Here is an 18,415-nt window from a genome sequence, read left to right on the forward strand (position 1 = left end):
TATCCCCCCCTTTAAGTATTGGACACAAAAATGGAAATAAAGTTACAATGCAATTGGTTTTTCCATTGAATTTTGAGGATAATGTTAACAACGAAAGTTGTGGATTTTGAAATAAACAACTTCAATCGGATTAATTATTCATACAATAAAATCCAAGAAAAAATGACTCAAAAGTTAATTAGCATCCTTTTGAGCCATATGAATTCAACTATCAAGTTAATTGCTGTTCAGCATATTTTCTGTATAAGTCATGGGAATCTGTTAATTGTGCGTGGGTTCCAATTCCGGTGATGCGACCTTTTTCAATAAAGATGATTTTATCCGCATCAACAATCGTTGAAAGTCGATGAGCAATAACGAAAGTTGTGCGTCCTTTCATTAATCTGGATAGCGCTTGCTGCACCACACTTTCAGATTGACTGTCCAAACTTGCTGTTGCTTCATCCATTAGCAGTATTTTAGGGTCCCGCAAAAACGCACGTGCTATTGCAATTCTCTGCCTTTGACCGCCAGACAATTTGACGCCACGCTCACCAACTTCAGTATCAAGTCCATTTGCAAAGGAACGAATAAATTCCTCCGCATAAGCCATTTTTGCCACTTCCCATAGTTGTTCATCCGAAGCCTCTTCACTTAACCCATAACAAAGGTTATCCCGGATTGTACCAGCCATCATGGCACTTTCTTGTGAAACATAGCCAATTTGGCTTCTCCAGGAAGATAATGAAATATCATTGATAGGGGTTTCACCGACCATAATTTCGCCGGATGTCGGAAGATAATAGCGTTCCAAAATTGCAAACAAGGTAGTTTTACCCCCGCCACTTGGTCCCGCAAATGCAATCATTTCTCCTGGATTAGCTTCAAAAGAGACATCATGAATAACAGGTTCATCCTCATTATAGGCATATGATACATTTTTCACCTTAATAGGCTCGTTTTTGATATCCATTACAATTCCTTCCTGACCTTCTTCACGCGTCATTTCCAGGATATCAATAATTCGTTCTGTTGCTCCCTTTGCTTTTTGAAGCTCTGTAAAGAACATGGCAAAGGAAGTGATCGGGAAGATAATTTGGAAGAGATATAATAGAAATGCAACAAGTGACCCTGTTGACATCGTTCCTTCTGCAACACGTATCCCTCCATAACCAATAATCATGACAATCACAAACATGACGACCGTATACATAAAGGGCCCGATTAAAGCGAAAATCTTAGCTTCCTTCAACCCAAATCTCAAAAGTGAATTAATTCCCTTTTTCCCTTTTTGCTCTTCCAAGTTTTCAGCATTAGAAGATTTCATTAGGCGGATTTCACTGATTGTTTGTTGAATACTTCCTGAAAAAACGGCTGTTTCATCCTGTAATCCTTTTGAAATTTTGGCCATCCTGGTTCCCAGTGGAACCATGATCACTACGGTTATTGGCACAGAGATCAACATGATTAAAGTCATTTTCCAGTCCATTATAAATAAGATAATCACTGCCCCAATAATTGAAATAAGACCTGAAATAAAATTCGGGAAATGCTGCGAGATTAAGTCTTTAACAATCCCGGTATCATTGACAATCCGACTGACCGATTCTCCACTCTGCTGTGAATCAAAATACGATACAGGCAACCGAATCATTTTTAGCCACATTTTTTCCCGCATATTGGCCACTACTTTTTGGCCAACATAGGCAAGTAAATATGTAGAAACGCCATCAATCACTGCTTGTAGAATAAAGACCGCGACAATGAGAATGATTAAAGTTGTACTGATCTTTGAAAGAGAAAACCCGTCCACAAATTCCCTTGTCAGCATCGGGATTGTAAGCCCGACAATGGTGGTAATCAAGCTGAAGATTAACCCAAAAGTAAGGGCTGCTTTAGGGATTCCGATAGAGAATACTAGTGACAAAAAGGGTTTTAGGCTATTTTTTTGATTATCCATTTTTTAAAACTCCTAATTTATAAATTTATTAACTTTCAAATAATCCTGTCTATAAGTTTTCTCGGGAGGCAATTGGTTGAGCTAAGGAGTTAACATTCGAAATAGGCCAAGTTTTGTTGGTAAAATGTCAAAATGTTGACACTATTAACACAATCATGTATATTTTAAGTCGTAATAGCTCCATATTAATAAATGCCATACTAACGAAATAGGAGGAGATCGCCTCTATGCACCAAGGAAAAGTGAAATGGTTCAATAATGAAAAGGGCTATGGTTTCATTGAATGCAATGATGGTGAAGACGTTTTCGTTCACTTCACTGGCATACAAGAAGAAGGCTTTCGGACGTTGGATGAAGGACAACCCGTATCATTTGATATTGTCGAAGGCAATCGCGGTCCCCAGGCTTCAAATGTTGTAAAACTATAAGTTAGTACCAGTCAATCAAATAAGTAAGACTGGTTTTTTTATTGTTTAAATATTTACTATATCATATTATCGATTGAATTGAGGTATCGTAAACCGATACCTCATTTTTTATGGACACTTAGATAACGCCGCAAATTAAAGAAAGCAACTTTTCAGCTTCTTGAAGAGAATGCTTACTCTTTAACTGGAACATAACCTGCCTCTTCAACTAGCCCTTGTCCTTGTGGCGAAAGAATCCAGTCAATCAGCTTCTGTACGTTGGGATTATCAGTGCCGGCTGTCACAATATAGAAATCCGTTGTGATAGGATACCGATTATTCCGGATATTGTCTTTTGTAGGGGCTACTCCGTCGATTTCAAGTAATTTTATTTTGTTATTTCGGACCATTTCGGTTGAATAAAAGCGAAAAGTATAACCAATTGCATTTTTGAAATTTTTATATTGTGCCACTTCGCTTATTATGCCACCCATTCCTGAAGCAATATCTTCTGTCGGTGCTTCCATTATTGGCTTTTCTCCCATAAAGGACTGTAATGCAGATTGTGAACCGCTATCTTCAGGGCGTTGGAAAGCACGAATCGCATCCTTTTCTCCTCCAACCTCTTCCCAATCAGTGACTTCCCCGGAATAAATCCCTTTCAACTGCTCACTGGATAACCCATCTATCTTATTCTTTTGATTCACAAAAAATACAAAGGCTTCTTTTCCGATTGGGTTAAGGTTTAAATCTAGTCCAAGCAGCTTAGCACGGTTTAATTGCGATTTTGATGGTGCTGCTGCAAAAATCATGTCGACTTTTCCTTCGAATAAGTTCGTGTAAGCACTCGGTGTAGTTGTCACAATCACTTCACTATTATGTATATCATATTCTTTTTTAGGATAAGTAGCTTGTACAATTGCAGAATATAAAGGATATAATGCGGTTGCCCCATCGATTTTAGGCAGGCTTTCCTTTATGGCTAATGAAGATGGTTCGCTTAAATGGGCAACTTTTGAATTATTCAGGAATGGCGCATATTCAGTAATATCCACTTCAGAATCTACGGTCGCCAATCGACTTTTATACCCTTCATATACAGGTTGAATACATGCCAACCCTAATGCGAGAAAAGCAATCGCAAAAAAGATCGCCTTTCCTTTTTTATTTTTTAAAAGCTGAAATTTCATAAAAGCAAATAATATAAGCAGTAAAAGTCCAATAACAACTATTAACCCTATATAATGAACTTTCCCTATTAAAAGAGTGTATAGGATAGCAATTCCTGCGACAAATGCTAAACAAAGAAAGATGAAAATAATCTGAAATACTCGCTCGAAAACTGATTCATTTTTCAAACTAAAAACCTCCTACTTTAAATTTCGATTTAGTCGAGGAGAAGTCCTTTTTACACGTACAATCTATTGTAAAGATTCTATTAATATTGAAACAAGGCTTCCTATAAAATTTTTTGATAGGGTACGTATCTTCTTGCTGTTAAACTCATAATTATGGGATAGGTGTTTTGCTACCGTTTCATGGTCCTACAACTTTACATATAAGGAGAAGTTTTTTGCAACCAAAACCGCCCTATAAACTATATATTATTGACTTTTTCTCAAAGATTCCATGGATTATAGTAGGTGCTTTTACGGCAGCTATTAGTTTGGAAGTGATACTGATTCCGAATGGATTGATAGATGGGGGTATTACAGGTATATCCATGATGCTTTCTGAGATCCTGGGATTATCTTTAAGCTCGCTCCTGTTGTTATTGAATATCCCTTTTGTTTTATTAGGCTATATCCATTTAGGCAAACGATTTGCTTTTTCTACGATGTTGGGGATCATAGCGTTAACACTTTCAACTGGTTTTTTAGAAGTATTTCCGCCTTTTCTTTTTGGAAGTTCCATTTTATTGGTCTTCATCGGTGCCATTTTATTGGGATTGGGTATTGGAATCGTACTTCGAAATGGAGGAGCATTGGATGGGACGGACGTACTGGCGATCCTTATTTCTCGTAAAACTTCCTACTCTGTAGGGGAATCCATTTTTATAATAAATATCTTTATATTCATTTTAGCTTTTCTGATGTTCGGGCTAATGGGTGCCATCGTTTCAATTATTACATACTTTATCGCCACAATTGTGGTGGATATTGTCAGGACATAGAATGATGAATACAAATCAGTAATTTGGTAGGCACTTGTCCGAGACTGGATTAAACGCTTATACACGAAAATTATCCGGCTCGTTCCCTTAGCTAAAATTGTGGTTTAATACAGTCTGCGCCTTCTAAAATCGCTTTGTTTCTTTGATCCCTATCAGCTGCAAAGCAAGTTTGATTTCTTCCAGCGTTTTCTTTTCTATAATCGGAATAATTTCAGCCTTCAATAGTTTACGTTCTGCCTCAGAAAGGCAGCAGGTTTTTTGATGCTTATTCATGATATGCTTCCCCTTTATATTGCTTTAAGATTAAATCATATTTTCGTTCTACTTGCTCTTTTAGTACTTCCCCATGGTATTGAAAGGGTATAATTTTACCCCGGTAATTAAAGCTATAGATACATTCGCTATGATTAAAACACTCATACTTTTCATAGGTAATTCCCTGTTTATAGAGAAATTTTGAAACCCTGTTGAATTCCTCATTCAACGTTTCTAATTGCTGGGTACAGAACGCTAGATAAGGCCGTTTCACCTTAAATGACTCAAATAATTTTTGATCGTGTTTTACCGACCTAATCGCCAACTCAATAATGACATATAAATGGATGCTTGATTTTATATCCTTTGGCAGAACCATGCAGCTCACTCACTTTCCCCAACTTCTTTTTGATCTTAATCCAATTATAAGAACGTTTGTTCCCTATTACAAGTATTAGATTCAAAAAACAACAAAGAAAAAAGAACATGTCCCTATAATAATCCAAACATGTTCTTATAAATCAGGTGACTAGTGATATTCCTTAATCTTTAAAGAGATAACTCGTCCCTTCTATAATTAATTCCTTTTCTTCCTGTGCACCAGAGATTGTTATTTGCGATATTTTGTTATTACCATCAACTGCTTTAAATTTCAATTCACAATTCGCTATTTTTATCGTTCGTATACTGTCAGTACCTTCTACTTCAAGACCGAAAACTTTTCCCCACTCTGCAGCAATCGAGAGGTCCCCTACTTCAATTTCGATCTCCTTAATTTGAAGATCACCTATTGGATGCGGCTTAATCACTCCCGACTCAACAAGCTCTTGAAAACGCTGATCATCATCACCATCCCATTGGATAACGAATGGAAAATCTAGACTTTGACCCGTCTTTCCAAAGTGAAGAAGCTTCCACTTCAGTATGGTACCATCCGGCCGTGTTCTTGAAAATTTTTCGGGGCCATGGACCTCATAGCTTAATAAACGAAGATTTTCAGCTGCCTTCTCGATATTCTCCGTTCTTAAAGCAATTCGAACTACCCCATTTTGAAAGTTCTTTTTTTTGTATGTTTCGTGTAATGTGAAAGGTTCCAGTGCTGATTTTTCAAATAAAGCTTCATCAAAAATGCCGATAAATTCAATATAAGATAACTCGAAATAACATAAGGAATTATAGGTTCCCCACATTTCATGCTTCCCGCCATTAACAGTATGTATTCCATGTTCTCTAGTTGTTTCAACCAACTTTTCAGGTTTTTCAACGAAATGGACTAGATGATCTAGTAAATACAAAGCGTTACCTCCTTTTCAATAATCTATTATGCTGGGTTCCATTTTTTCTTCCATTAACTCGGTATTCCAATCTTTGCTGACATCCACCCAATCAACCGAACCTGAATATTGTTCGAGCTCATCGCATGTTACTTCAATAGCAGAATTAATGCTTCCACATGCCGGGAAAACGGTATTGAAGCGCTTCATTGAAATGTCCAGATATACTTTCAAGTTATTTGCTAAACCAAATGGGCAAACCCCTCCGATGACATGCCCTGTTTGATCTACTACTTCCTGTGCACTCAACATCTTCGCTTTTATATCAAATCGATCGCGGAATTTTTTATTATCTATTTTTGCATCACCTGCGGTTACAATCAAAAATGAGTTCCCTTCCTTATCTTTAAAAGATAAAGTTTTCGCGATTTTTGCAGGAGTTACATTTAGAGCATTTGCAGCTTGTTCAACAGTGGCGCTGCTTTGATTCAATTCCAATATATCTTGTTCCCGTTTAAATTTCCCCAGATGTTCTTTAACACTTTGCAACGACATGCATTACCACCCTTTCCAATTCATTTAAATTACATTATACATGGAATATTCGGAAAACAATAAGCATGGAACTTCAAAAAAAGACCAGAAGAATCCAGTCTCTTCAACATTATCTGTTTGCCAGAATTTCAACTAGTTTTTTAGCTGTTTTTTCTTTTCCATCTATCCTCACTACTTCTCCACTTTGAGCAATTATGAAATGCGGCTCGTCCATTCCATAAAGAGATTTAGAGCTATTGGCTACCATAAACCCGGCTTTTGAAGAATCCATGCGTAGTTGTGCTCGGCTGATCAAGTAATCCACATCATCCGTTGCTTCTAATTTAAAACCAATCAAAGTGGTATCTGGGGACCATCCTTTAATCTGACCCAATACTTTTGGAGCTTTTTTAAAATGAATGATTGGCGGCTCATCTGATGGCATTTTACCTTGTTCCTCCAGCAGATTACCTGATTGGTCATAAACTTTATCAATGATCCAATCAGAACCTGCCGCCGCCATGATAACAAAATCAACAAATTCGTTTTGAACGATTGACTGTATTTTTGCACCTAGATCTTCTATTCCCTCGAACGTCATCAACCGCATTTTTGATGCATTATCCGGAAGCTTGGCGAAATAACCATGTAAATAGATTACCTCTGCACCGGCCGTCAAGGCAGCTTCTGCAAGAAAGCACCCCATTGCTCCTTTAGACAAATTCGTATGGCCCCGCACATTATCCCATTTCTCCAATGTACCGCCACTTGTAATTAACACTTTTTTGCCACGTAAAGTTTGCATTTAAAATCACCTATTTTTAAATTAATATTTTCATTATCACCATTATATATTAAGAATTTCCAACAAAGTTATTATTAAAGTAAAAAAATAAAGTCTAATACATCTATCAAACCCTGGATTTTTAATTAGTATGGCCAGTTAGATGGCGATAGAACAAAAAATAAATCTATTAAACTCTAGTTTTTAATTCTATTTCTAATTTGCAAAACATATAAATAACTATATGTCCGATATTTCTAATAGTTTCAAATAAACTATTATTTTTCATTGGATTATAAAGTCGCTATTATTATAATTGGATAGTAATATCGAATTGTGCTTATTCTACAAAACATTCAACTAGAATTATTGAAAAGGAAGTGTTGTTCATGATAGGACGCAATGACCCATGCCTATGTGGCAGTGGAAAAAAATACAAAAAGTGTTGTGAGGGAAAACAGCAAGTTACAACTGAACAAGTTTTTTTAGATGAAATCGAACACGTTCTTCAAACATTTTATAATGTATATCCTGAGAAAAAGGATATTAAGGATTATATTGATATAGTAAATGAATGGTCGCCAAAGCTGGACTCCCATTTACAGCGTGAATTGATTGAAGCTGTAGCTCTAGACGACTTTTTCTTCCATAAACGTGCAGATATTTGGGCAAACTATTTAAAACGAACAATGAAAAAAATGATTCGTCCGAAAATGGTCGAGCTTTTAAATGGCTGGAACCAACCTTCCTTGTTTATCGGTGAAGTCGTTGCGATCGAGGAAAATTATTTCAAAGCCGTTCATGCCTTGACAAAGGAAGAACTATTTATACGTCGCGAATCAAATCGAGTGATTCCTGAAGGGATGCAAGTTTTTTCTTTCTTGCTTCCTGATGGCTCTAAAGCAGATAATCAATTTTTAGCAGTTTCTACATTGATTTTCTTCCCAACAAACTATAAACAAGCATTCGACAATTTTGCTAGTCAATTTGATCGTTCAAACAACTCTGTTGAACAATTCCTGAAAGACAACCATTTGAATTTCTGGATTGGACTAGTAGATTCAGGTTATAGTGGTGAAGAATATACATCCTTTGAAATCGAGGTTGTGGATCAAGCCAAGCAATTCCTTGAAGAAAAGAACATTGAGGCTCCCCAATTACTCGTTTCACTAGAGGATTACTTAGTCGAGAAAAAACCTAAAGCAAGAAAACCAGCGGCTATTGCTGCAGGTGCAATCCGTTTTGCTCAAGAAAGAAATCTTTTGAACGGAACAACTTTCACAGTAAAGGAAATCGCTGAAAACTTTGGTGTTTCCTCTTCTTCCTTAAACAAATATTATCAAGAATTGTTAGATTATGATGCAGTTCTAGCTTGATGACCAAACAAAAAAATCCTCTCAAACATTGAACTGTGTGAAGTGACCCCTAAAAGTTAGACACGGTTATTTCATTAGGCAGCGGTTAGGGCATGAGTTCGATATTGTATCGGGCTCATGCCTTTTAATTTTGCCTTAATCCGTTTTGTGTTGTAATAAGTTATGTACTTTTCTAATTCAATTTTAAAATGCTCCACACTTTCAAACTCTTTTATGTAGAGAAACTCAGACTTCATAATCCCGAAGAAATTCTCCATGACAGAATTGTCGTAACAGTTTCCTTTACGAGACATACTTTGTACAATCTCTTTAAATTCTAGCGCTTGACGATATCGCTTCATTTGATAGTGCCATCCCTGATCTGAATGCATCAATAGTTGATGCTCTTCTGGTAGACGTTCCAAAGCCTTTTCCAACATCTCTGAAACAAGCGAATACGTTGGTCTAGAGCCAATTGTATAGGTAATAATTTCTCCATTAAATAAATCTAAAACAGGTGATAAATAAAGCTTCTCGCCAAATAATTTAAACTCCGTAATATCCGTTACCCATTTCTGATTTGGGGCATCTGCAGTAAAATTACGATCTAAAATATTGGGTGCGATTTTTCCAACAGTCCCTTTATAAGACTTATATTTTTTCATACGTACAATACACTTCAAACCTAGTTCTTTCATAATGCGTTGAACCTTCTTATGATTCACTTTTTGTCCACGATTCACTAGCTCATCACGAATACGGCGGTAACCATAACGGCCTTCATGTTCCTCGTAAATTGCCTTGATTTCAGCTTTTAAATCGGCATCTTGATCTGGACGACTCATCTTTTTTACTAAATCGTAATATGTACTCCGTACCAGTCCGGCAAACTTCACAAGTGCCTTCACCGGATATTTATGCCTTAACTCAAAGACTACTTGCGCTTTGTCATGCTTGGTGATTTTTCCTTGTTTTGAACTAAGGCATCCAACTTTTTTAAGTACTCGTTCTCCATTTCAAGTTGCTTAATACGTGCTTGAAGTGCTTCTGTCGAGCCTTCTTCTGGTGCTCGTTTTGATTGTTTAATTGAATCTTTTTTCATGGATGGACGCCCCTTTTTCTTTGATTGAAGGGCATCTGATCCTTGTGTTTCAAATTGCTTTTTCCAAACAAGAATTGTGGAGGGAGCCGCTATATTAAACATAGCCGCAGTTTCAACAAAGGACGTACCGTGTTCAATCATATAATTTAGTACGTCTAGTTTAAACTGTTGTGTGTAATTTGTATATCGCTTTATAAATGCTTCCACACCATTGTATTCATACTGTTTCACCCATTTAAGGATTGCCTTATGATTGGTTCCTAAAGATTTAGCTATATCATAGGAACTCTCATTTCCATTTAAGTAACGATTCACTGCTTGTACTTTGTCTTCTGCAGTAAATTTAACCATATAAAAACTGCACCTCCGATTGTTAGATGTGTCTAACAATCGAGGTGCAGTTCAGTGAGAGGATTTTTTGATATCTTTTTCTGGGCTATAGCATTATACAATTACAATTTAATGGGAGTGATAGGATGTTATATAGTAACTGTACTCACTGTAATAGCACAAAAATTCAAGAAGGGGTTATCCGTGCTGCAAATGCTCCATTACGTATGTATCCTGAAGAATCCTTTACTCGAAATGCACCTTTAAATGCTCACCTAAGAAAATCATCTGCGATCTCTTCATATTATTGTCAAGAATGCGGCTGCATTTTAGGATTATTTTTGACGGAACCTAAAAACCTTGATTAAACAAAACAACCGCCCTTCTTAGCAAAAAGAGGCGGTTTTCAAATATCCAAATTAAATAATCTTTCCTGAAACATTATATATTATAATCCTTGTGGGATTTGTTCTTTAAAAATAATTAATCTTTTGGTAAATCGCGCAGGGAAAACCTTAACGTTTTTCATATATTTTCAACAATTCTTGCCCTAAAAACTGTAACTGTTCCCCTACAGTACATTGTTCTATGCAAAATCTATGTGCCCCTGATTTTCCGCGTTTTTTGCGTAAATCCCCTTTAATAGGACAGTCGTTGCAATAAGTGTCCGTTAATTCATCGATATCTTGTATTACTGTATTTTTATTCACGATACTCCCCCTTTACACGAGCATTCCCCTATTTTACTATGTCCGTTTTTCATTTGTCAAAATGATTACACCGAGTTTTGTATTACTTATTTTTTATTTAATAAGATATAATATGGTTAAAATGAAAGTATTCATTCGAAAAAGTAGGGATGTTATTGCTGGAAGTTTATATTGATGGTGCAAGTGCCGGTAATCCGGGACCAAGCGGGATTGGAATTTTTATTAAAGGTGAAGGTCACCATATCATGATCAGCGAATTCATTGGTGAAACAAATAACCATATAGCTGAGTTTATCGCCTTGAACCGTGCATTACAAGAAGTAAAAAAAATCGGATCTTCCCTTATCTCGGTGCGCTCGGATTCAAAAATTGTTGTTGCTTCAGTAGAAAAACAATATGTTAAAAATGAAGAATATAAGCCTTATTTGGAACAAGCAATACAATTAATCGAAACGATGGATCTGTTTTTTATAAAATGGATTCCTGATAGTCAAAATAAAGCAGCTGATGCACTTGCAAGAGATGCTATATTAAAAGGAAAGTAACTGTTATATTCAATATTAAATGAAAAATAAGTATTTTTCATATGTTATGCAGAATCAGTGCGAAATGTATAAGACGGAAAAAGGAATGTCTCAAAATATTGACATTCCTTTTTTGATTTTAGGATTGGATCGTTCTAGAGAGTTCCACTTTATATAATAAGGCTCCAATCGCCCCGGTAAATCCGCAGTCTTTCAAGAATATAGGGTGGTGCTTTTTCAAGATCGTATAGTTCTCAATAACCTTTTTTAGATGCTCATTATTTGTTAATGTTGAACCAATATAGATGATGCTTTCACACTTTTTTTCTTGCGCAAATTGAATGCTTAAAGTAGTAATAACCTCCCCAACCAATCCTTGAATTGTGGCCAAAAGGTCATTCGTTTCGTGTTTCGACTTTTCCAGTATGTTAACGTTTCCAAAATTACTCGCTGTTAAATGCCCTTCAATGGGGGGCTCCATACCCTTAAAGATATCTTTTACAAATAGGTCGATGCCTTCACGGCTTCCGATCGCTGCATTTGCTGTTATTTGAGCGAAGTCCGAAATTCCTGTCATGATTGTCGAAAGTCCAGTCAAAGTTCCTCCACCGACACCTGTTCCTCCAACACGAACATGACTTTCTGCATCCATATGATGAATTGAAGTTCCTGTACCTATATTCGTAATGATGGCATTTTCAAGTTTATGGCCGTATTTCCCCAGTAAATACTTTACACCTTTAAGTGTGGCTTCAAATTCAACTAAATATTGTATGGATTTCATCGTTTTTAAAACATCCAAAAGCTGTTTTGTACGCCCGCCCGTTAATCCGATTTCTTCTATATGCGGATGATCTTCAATCCAAGCTTTCACTTGCGAAAAATCATTTGAAGGAAATACTACGAAATCCATTTCATTTTGCTCATTCGTATAAGCGATCTTAGTTAAAGTTCCCCCTGCATCAATACCTATTACATTTTGCATAACCGTTCTCCTTTTACCGCGCATTAACTTCCAGTATATCCTAGAGGTTTAGTCTTAACTGTTAGTGTATGTCCCATTGGTTCAAAACCATGGAGTGGAGAAATCCTCCACCCTTGAACGCTTGAACGTATATTGTCTATCTCACTCACTAAACTTTAACTTTCTTTGATTTATCGTGCAATTATTTTATCTTAGAATACAATCTAATAGGATTACAGGGAAGTTTTTCCGGCAAGAATTCTATCGGAGCTGCTTCTTTAAATGGGAATCTCCTCTTTTGTAAAGAGATTTCTTTTTTCGAATTCTTCCAAGATGTTTGCTTCATATTTATTGAGCAAGCCAGGGAGCTTCTCTTCGTACAACGGGAGGCTGAGGCTATTCAAAGTAAATTCGTTGACAGCTTCTTCGGAATGTAAAATTTGTTGTAATGTAATGGTTTCCACCTTAGGGAACATAACTTGATGTAATCGATTGATCTTTGACAGCTGTTTTAAGCCACTTCGAGTAATCAATACTTTATTTTGTATATTGGAAACAATCGCCTTCAAAAAAGTTTCTACCTCTTCGCTGGGGTGAATGATTGTCCTCTGTACCGTCTCGGTTACACCCTCTGATACGTTACGCTGTTCTTCCTTTACTTCACAAAGCAGTTTTTCATTGATCGATTTAATCGACTTCATATCAACTGATCCTGAGGAGGAAATATTACCAACAATGAAGGTTAAATATAAATCATATACCTCTTCTTGTTGCCTGAATTCACTTAACAATAATCCAAATTCGTTTGTCTGCTGTTTTTCTATTAGCTCTGACCCATTGGACTCTTTAAAGATATTATATAAACTAATCGCATCGGCTAATGCCCGATGTTGGATATTCGTTTCGATCTTAAATGTTTCCAGTAATTTTGAAAGACTCGGCTGCTCCTTCAGCTGGTTTTCTATCATATATTTTTGCTGAAAATCCACGAAAGGATACAGGAAACTCGAATCCATCCTATGGCGCAGTAATTCATCTTCCAACACTTTGCGGTCAAATTCCCCAAAGGCTACTAATATTGTATCTCCTTCACACCACTGCATAAACTCGGGCATTACCTGTTTCATGGAAGGAGCATGTAATAATTGTTCTGTTGAAATCCCTGTAAGTTTTTGAATATGAGCATTTAATTTTCGAAATTTATACGGTTGAATAAGTTGCGAAAATTCTTCAATAGTTCCATCCGGCAACCACTTGATTGCCCCGATTTCAATAATATTCTGTTTACCACGTATCAATGTAGCCTCTACATCGATAAATATGTAAGTATATTTGCGCACCATCATTCCACCTTAACTGTTCAAGCAGGTTTCATCCTGCTTTTTTGTAAAATCTAAGAAGTTTCGAATTTACCGATTGTAAATTTTTACTTTAGAACTTTACAATCTCTTAAACTCATTGTAACGAAACAGCAGAATTATGACACATATATGACACAAATCACATTATATCATTCATAAATAATAGAATATAGAGTGATTCTGTTGTTGGCATGGTTAAAGTACATTGCCCGAAGAAAAAGAAACGAACTCAAAAAAGCAGATTATCTATTGTTCATTTCTTTAAAATTAATGTACCATTATACTGATGTATTTTATGAACGAAAGGAAAAATCAAAATGTCTGACAAAGAACTCCTTAAAGATGCAATGAGGGTATTGAAAGAAACTAGCCGAACGTTTTATATACCAATCACTTTCTTACAAAAAGAATTGAAAACTGCCGTTGCAAATGCCTATCTAATGATGCGGGCAATCGATGAAATTGAAGATAATGAACATCCCGATGTCACAAGTGACTTAAAACACAATATTTTAATGGAAGTAAGTAAACTATTAAAAGAAAATCATTTTAATGAACAAAAATATCTTGAAATCATCAAACCCGTGGAAGAACAATTGTCTGAAGTAACATTACGCCTTGCTGATTGGATTTCCCTTCTTCCTGCCGGTTCCGAAAAAATTGTAAAAGAGGCTACTAGCGAGATGGCAGAAGGTATGGGGAAATGGGCGAAAAATGACTTCCAGGTTCGGACAAAGGATGACTTAGATGAATATACATACTATGTAGCCGGATTAGTTGGCGTCATGTTATCTGAGCTTTGGGATTGGAATGCTGGGGTTAAGACGGATCGAGAACTGGCAATAGGCTATGGTCGAGGCCTCCAATTAGTCAATATTTTACGAAATCAAGAAGAAGATTTACGGGAACGTGGCGTAAGTTTTGTTCCGGAAGGGTGGACAAGAAATGACTTGTTCCAATATGCGGAAGAAAATCTGGAAAAAGCCGACCTCTATATGAAAGATATTCATAAACGGTCCATTTTATTATTTTGCCGACTCCCACTTGCCTTGGCTCATAAGACACTAAAAACTTTAAAAGAAGGTAAAGAAAAGATGTCTCGGGAAGAGGTCGAAAAAACGGTTGAAGAAATACAAGCAGACTAGCAGAAAAATGGAGATGTCTATTCCTGTATGAGACATCTCCATTTTTTTTGTGTAATTTAATAATTTTAGTGAATGAATTAGACAATTTGCAATTGGTCTATATGCGTTTGAATATTATTTCTACCATTATTCTTCGCTGCGTAAAGTGCCTTGTCGGCATATCTTAGAGCTTGTTTAAACGCCTCTTCCCGATTATATGGAGTAATCTGAATGGGTGAAATTCCAAAGCTGGCTGTTACATTAATATACTGATCATGAATGGCTGTAAGACTTTCCGAGATTGCTGACCTAATCACATCAGCCAGGTCAACTGCAACTTCTAAATCCGTTGCAGGCAGCAGGATAATAAACTCTTCTCCACCATATCTGCCGATCAAATCTTGTGGCCTTAAGCGAGCCTTAGCTAAATTCGCTACTCGCCTTAGAACTATATCCCCCGCTTCATGTCCGTAAGAGTCATTAATCCTTTTAAAATGATCGATATCAAACATAATGATAAAAGCATTTTCTTCTTTATCCAGAATCGATTCCAGCATTTCAACAGATTGATCCATAAAATATCTTCTGTTACAAACTTTTGTTAACCCATCATAGTTCGCCAGCTCACTTAGCTTTTGCTGCATCTCTATTCTTTCAGTAATATTTGCAAAAGTTACGATAGTACCTAGCTTCGCACCTTTCTTATTTACAACATTCGAGAAACGAACTTGATAATGCTCAACTTGAGCGCCTTCTGAACACTCATATTCACATTCCTCACCTCGTGAAATGAGTTCCAGCAGTTTTTTATCTCCGGCAAGCACCATGGCAATCCCTTTACCAATTGAAAAAGTGCCCAACACGGGCATTACTCGCAGGATTGCCTTGTTGAAATCAACAATTGCGCCGTTTTGATTTAAAACAATTACCCCTTCAAGCATGTTATCAAATACTCTTTCCCTTGCGATAGGCAATACATTAAACATCTGAAGAGAAAAAAGTGCAACTCCATGAAAGATAAACGATATGCTCATGGAGACCGGACCTAGATCAATTCCATAAAGACTTAAATCATTTAAGTATAAGGAGTTTGCCACTATCGGGATAAATAATCCGGCAACCATTGTAATCAACTGCACCCGAAATCGAAAAATAGATTTTCTCAGCTGCAAAAGCAGAATGATAATACTGGTCGAAAGGCATAAGAATAAATAAAAGGAATGTAGATAAAAAAAGGGTCCATATTGAAGACTAACGATCGGAAAAGGCGCATCTGCCCGTAAGCCAACTTCTTTGTAATAAAGATGATGTAGTTCGTTTGTGTGATGCATAAAGACCGTTATCAGAGGAAGCGCAAACAACAAAAACAAATACCGTTGTCTAAGTTTTATTCCGATATACTCCAAACACATCAACAACGTAAAAGCAGGTATAAAGGGCATTACAATATACTCCATACCTAACCAAAATTTAATCTCTTTCAAAGAAGTAGCTGACAGTTCAAAGACATATAAAAAAGCGAATATTGACGACAATAATGTGACAAACATATACTGTTTGGCACCTGGAGCATTTTTTAGCTTAAGATATGAAAAAAGAGATAAGATTAAACTTAAAACACCTGCAATGATGATTAATAGTCTATAAAACAATAGTTCATTACCCATTTTTTTCTCCAGATAAATTAAATCAATTTTCTACTATTATATAATTGGTTAACACTGGATTACTAGTTATTTTTTCCTTACAACATCTTCTTTAAAAACTCCCGTCTTTGTTCTTCTGGTACCATATTCCCACCAGTGGACCAAATTAAATGAGTTGCATTTTTCATTTGCAAATCATTTTGTTCTATATAATAGGATTTCCCCTGTTTGAAAAGCGAGATAGGTCCAAAAACAGCTGCATGGGCAGAGGGTTCCATAAAAATGTGCTCTCGATTCCACATTGCTCTTATACTGTTAAACAAAAAAGAATCCTCGACAGTGTAACAACCGCTTAGAATCGGCTCCATCAATTTGCCGACAAATTTTGAAGCTCTGCCTACCGCTAAACCGTCTGCTTCCGTTTGATTTGTCAGCCCTATATCAGTTACCGAAATCTCATCATGCAGGCCAGTCATCATCCCCAGAAGCATACAAGGCGATTGTGTCGGTTCTCCGAAGAATAGATGTACATTGTCGCCATAGATCTTCTTTAAACCATAGGCAACCCCACCTGGGCCTCCCCCTACACCGCACGGTAAATAGACGAATAAGGGATGGGCGGCATCAACGTATATATTGGCGTCATGTAATTGTTTCTCAAGACTAAGAGCTGCAACTGCATAGCCAGCAAACAAGGCTTGCGAATTTTCATCATCTACAAAATGACATCTTGGATCCGTGGCGGCTTGATTTCTTCCCTCTTCAACTGCCTTACTATAATCAGATGAGTATTCAATGACTTTAACCCCTTTTTCCCGCAGCAGCTGTTTCTTCCATTCTTTTGCATCACTGGACATATGTACAGTTACTTGAAAGCCCAGCTTTGCACCCATGATTCCAATACTTAACCCCAGATTTCCTGTAGAGCCAACAGCTATCTTATACCCCCTGAAAAATCGGTAAAATGTGTCATCGTTAAACTTGGCATAATCATCATCATAATCAATTAAGTTATGTTCGATTGCCAGCTGTTCCGCATACTTGAGTACTTCATAGATGCCCCCGCGCGCTTTTATGGAACCCGAGATTGGTAGTGCATAATCACATTTCAATAACAGTTTTCCAGGAAAATCCTCATCAATATTTTCTTCTATCCATTTCTTCATATCGGGAATTTCTTTCAATTCCGATTCAATGATTCCCATTGAATTTTTTGTCTCCGGAAAAGCTATCTTTAAATAAGAAGCAAAGCGCTCCAGCCTCTTTTCCGCTTCAATTACCTGGTCAAAACTAAACTCCTCGCCGCTTGATCTATCCTTCTTTTTATCATTCAACCAAAAAACAGGATTTGACGCAGTGATGTTATCTAAGAAATCCGAATCCTTCACAAGATTTTCTAGGTTTTGCTTTTGGAATTTAACCATTTAATCCCTCCTCTAATTTTGTCGAAATCGCTTGTTCACAAATTTGTCGAAATTCATTTGCGAAGGCAATATTATTTTTTTCTGTTCGTTTTTTTGGTCCTTTTGTGCGCCCGCCTGCTCTTCTGATTTTCGCACTTTCATATCTGAAAGCCAACAATTGGTCAATGTTGTCTGAAGTCATCCCTCTTCCATTTTGATCAACAACAAACGCCCCTTTTGCTAAGCACATGGCAGCCAAACCATAATCTTGTGTAATGACAATATCATGCTTATTGACGGCATTAACCAGCTTAAAATCTACCGAATCAGCCCCTTTAGGGACCATAATTGTTATTGCATTCTCTCTTTCTATCCGATGGGAAGTATCGCAAAACAAGATGGTTTTAATCTCATATCGAGATGAGATGGATAGCGCTAAATCAATAACGGGACACGCATCAGCATCGATTAATAATTGTAGAATGGTTATTCTCCTCCTATTTCAAAAATACCGAAATTATTATTTTAAA

The 18,415-nt window shown here is 36.7% G+C and carries 20 protein-coding genes; 6 read left to right on the top strand and 14 right to left on the bottom strand.

The features are described 5' to 3' along the window. Positions 1-211: 211 nt before the first annotated feature. On the bottom strand, positions 212-1,939 hold the full coding sequence (locus tag QYB95_RS09565) for an ABC transporter ATP-binding protein (protein WP_301138120.1): 1,728 nt from the start codon (positions 1,937-1,939) through the stop codon (positions 212-214). 227 nt (positions 1,940-2,166) lie between these two features. Between QYB95_RS09565 and QYB95_RS09570 the strand changes: the two genes are divergently transcribed. After that, a complete protein-coding gene (locus QYB95_RS09570; RefSeq protein ID WP_036203795.1) occupies positions 2,167-2,367 on the top strand; it encodes a cold-shock protein in 201 nt (66 codons plus the stop codon). A 173-nt stretch (positions 2,368-2,540) separates the two neighbouring features. Here QYB95_RS09570 and QYB95_RS09575 read toward each other — a convergent pair whose 3' ends face one another. Further along, entirely contained in the window at positions 2,541-3,704 is a 1,164-nt protein-coding gene (locus tag QYB95_RS09575) for a PstS family phosphate ABC transporter substrate-binding protein (protein ID WP_301138121.1), read from the bottom strand. A gap of 215 nt (positions 3,705-3,919) precedes the next feature. Between QYB95_RS09575 and QYB95_RS09580 the strand changes: the two genes are divergently transcribed. Then, positions 3,920-4,519 (top strand): YitT family protein, encoded by a 600-nt coding sequence (locus tag QYB95_RS09580; protein ID WP_301138122.1) that lies wholly within the window; start codon positions 3,920-3,922, stop codon positions 4,517-4,519. 123 nt (positions 4,520-4,642) lie between these two features. Here the strand turns inward: QYB95_RS09580 and QYB95_RS09585 are convergent, their stop codons facing one another. From QYB95_RS09585 to QYB95_RS09605, 5 genes are all read right to left on the bottom strand, one after another. Continuing rightward, on the bottom strand, positions 4,643-4,792 hold the full coding sequence (locus QYB95_RS09585; RefSeq protein WP_301138123.1) for a hypothetical protein: 150 nt from the start codon (positions 4,790-4,792) through the stop codon (positions 4,643-4,645). After that, a complete protein-coding gene (locus QYB95_RS09590; protein ID WP_486684537.1) occupies positions 4,785-5,153 on the bottom strand; it encodes a YhjD family protein in 369 nt (122 codons plus the stop codon). The genes QYB95_RS09585 and QYB95_RS09590 overlap by 8 nt, the downstream gene beginning before the upstream one ends. Positions 5,154-5,316: 163 nt before the next feature. Beyond that, positions 5,317-6,069 (bottom strand): VOC family protein, encoded by a 753-nt coding sequence (locus QYB95_RS09595; RefSeq protein WP_301138125.1) that lies wholly within the window; start codon positions 6,067-6,069, stop codon positions 5,317-5,319. 15 nt (positions 6,070-6,084) lie between these two features. Then, positions 6,085-6,603: a YbaK/EbsC family protein gene (locus QYB95_RS09600; RefSeq protein ID WP_301138126.1), complete on the bottom strand. Its 519-nt coding sequence runs from the start codon at positions 6,601-6,603 to the stop codon at positions 6,085-6,087. 109 nt (positions 6,604-6,712) lie between these two features. Further along, positions 6,713-7,387, bottom strand: a complete 675-nt coding sequence (locus QYB95_RS09605) for a phosphopantothenoylcysteine decarboxylase domain-containing protein (protein ID WP_301138127.1) — start codon at positions 7,385-7,387, stop codon at positions 6,713-6,715. Positions 7,388-7,755: 368 nt separating this feature from the next. Here QYB95_RS09605 and QYB95_RS09610 point away from each other — a divergent pair, with 368 nt between their 5' ends. Beyond that, positions 7,756-8,742, top strand: coding sequence for an SEC-C metal-binding domain-containing protein (locus tag QYB95_RS09610; protein ID WP_301138128.1), 987 nt, complete (start codon positions 7,756-7,758; stop codon positions 8,740-8,742). Between the two features lie 74 nt (positions 8,743-8,816). Here QYB95_RS09610 and QYB95_RS09615 read toward each other — a convergent pair. Then, a protein-coding gene (locus QYB95_RS09615) for an IS3 family transposase (RefSeq protein ID WP_301138129.1) occupies positions 8,817-10,174 on the bottom strand; the annotation gives its coding sequence in 2 pieces (ribosomal slippage) (positions 8,817-9,709 and positions 9,709-10,174; 1,359 coding nt in all). A gap of 125 nt (positions 10,175-10,299) precedes the next feature. Here QYB95_RS09615 and QYB95_RS09620 point away from each other — a divergent pair. Next, positions 10,300-10,521: an acetyltransferase gene (locus tag QYB95_RS09620; protein WP_301138130.1), complete on the top strand. Its 222-nt coding sequence runs from the start codon at positions 10,300-10,302 to the stop codon at positions 10,519-10,521. A gap of 147 nt (positions 10,522-10,668) precedes the next feature. Here QYB95_RS09620 and QYB95_RS09625 read toward each other — a convergent pair whose 3' ends face one another. After that, positions 10,669-10,863: a zinc-finger domain-containing protein gene (locus tag QYB95_RS09625; protein WP_301138131.1), complete on the bottom strand. Its 195-nt coding sequence runs from the start codon at positions 10,861-10,863 to the stop codon at positions 10,669-10,671. A 155-nt stretch (positions 10,864-11,018) separates the two neighbouring features. Here QYB95_RS09625 and QYB95_RS09630 point away from each other — a divergent pair, with 155 nt between their 5' ends. Further along, on the top strand, positions 11,019-11,408 hold the full coding sequence (locus tag QYB95_RS09630; protein WP_301138132.1) for a reverse transcriptase-like protein: 390 nt from the start codon (positions 11,019-11,021) through the stop codon (positions 11,406-11,408). 118 nt (positions 11,409-11,526) lie between these two features. Here QYB95_RS09630 and coaW read toward each other — a convergent pair whose 3' ends face one another. Continuing rightward, on the bottom strand, positions 11,527-12,372 hold the full coding sequence (coaW, locus tag QYB95_RS09635) for a type II pantothenate kinase (RefSeq protein ID WP_301138133.1): 846 nt from the start codon (positions 12,370-12,372) through the stop codon (positions 11,527-11,529). Between the two features lie 257 nt (positions 12,373-12,629). Continuing rightward, positions 12,630-13,697 (bottom strand): 3'-5' exonuclease, encoded by a 1,068-nt coding sequence (locus QYB95_RS09640; RefSeq protein ID WP_301138134.1) that lies wholly within the window; start codon positions 13,695-13,697, stop codon positions 12,630-12,632. A gap of 332 nt (positions 13,698-14,029) precedes the next feature. On the opposite strand from QYB95_RS09640, the gene QYB95_RS09645 reads away from it, so the two are divergent. Beyond that, positions 14,030-14,857, top strand: coding sequence for a squalene/phytoene synthase family protein (locus QYB95_RS09645; protein WP_301138135.1), 828 nt, complete (start codon positions 14,030-14,032; stop codon positions 14,855-14,857). Between the two features lie 77 nt (positions 14,858-14,934). Here the strand turns inward: QYB95_RS09645 and QYB95_RS09650 are convergent, their stop codons facing one another. The 3 genes from QYB95_RS09650 to QYB95_RS09660 all read right to left on the bottom strand — a co-directional run bounded on the left by QYB95_RS09650 (position 14,935) and on the right by QYB95_RS09660 (position 18,369). Beyond that, on the bottom strand, positions 14,935-16,503 hold the full coding sequence (locus QYB95_RS09650; protein WP_301138136.1) for a histidine kinase N-terminal 7TM domain-containing diguanylate cyclase: 1,569 nt from the start codon (positions 16,501-16,503) through the stop codon (positions 14,935-14,937). A 77-nt stretch (positions 16,504-16,580) separates the two neighbouring features. Next, the gene (gene dsdA, locus QYB95_RS09655; RefSeq protein WP_301138137.1) at positions 16,581-17,906 is read right to left on the bottom strand and encodes a D-serine ammonia-lyase; all 1,326 of its coding nucleotides are present in this window, start codon (positions 17,904-17,906) and stop codon (positions 16,581-16,583) included. Continuing rightward, the gene (locus QYB95_RS09660; RefSeq protein WP_301138284.1) at positions 17,899-18,369 is read right to left on the bottom strand and encodes a YaiI/YqxD family protein; all 471 of its coding nucleotides are present in this window, start codon (positions 18,367-18,369) and stop codon (positions 17,899-17,901) included. The genes dsdA and QYB95_RS09660 overlap by 8 nt, the downstream gene beginning before the upstream one ends. Between the last annotated feature and the right edge of the window lie 46 nt (positions 18,370-18,415).

The sequence above is a fragment of the Ureibacillus aquaedulcis genome (assembly GCF_030418165.1).
GTDB classification, from domain to species: domain Bacteria; phylum Bacillota; class Bacilli; order Bacillales_A; family Planococcaceae; genus Ureibacillus; species Ureibacillus aquaedulcis.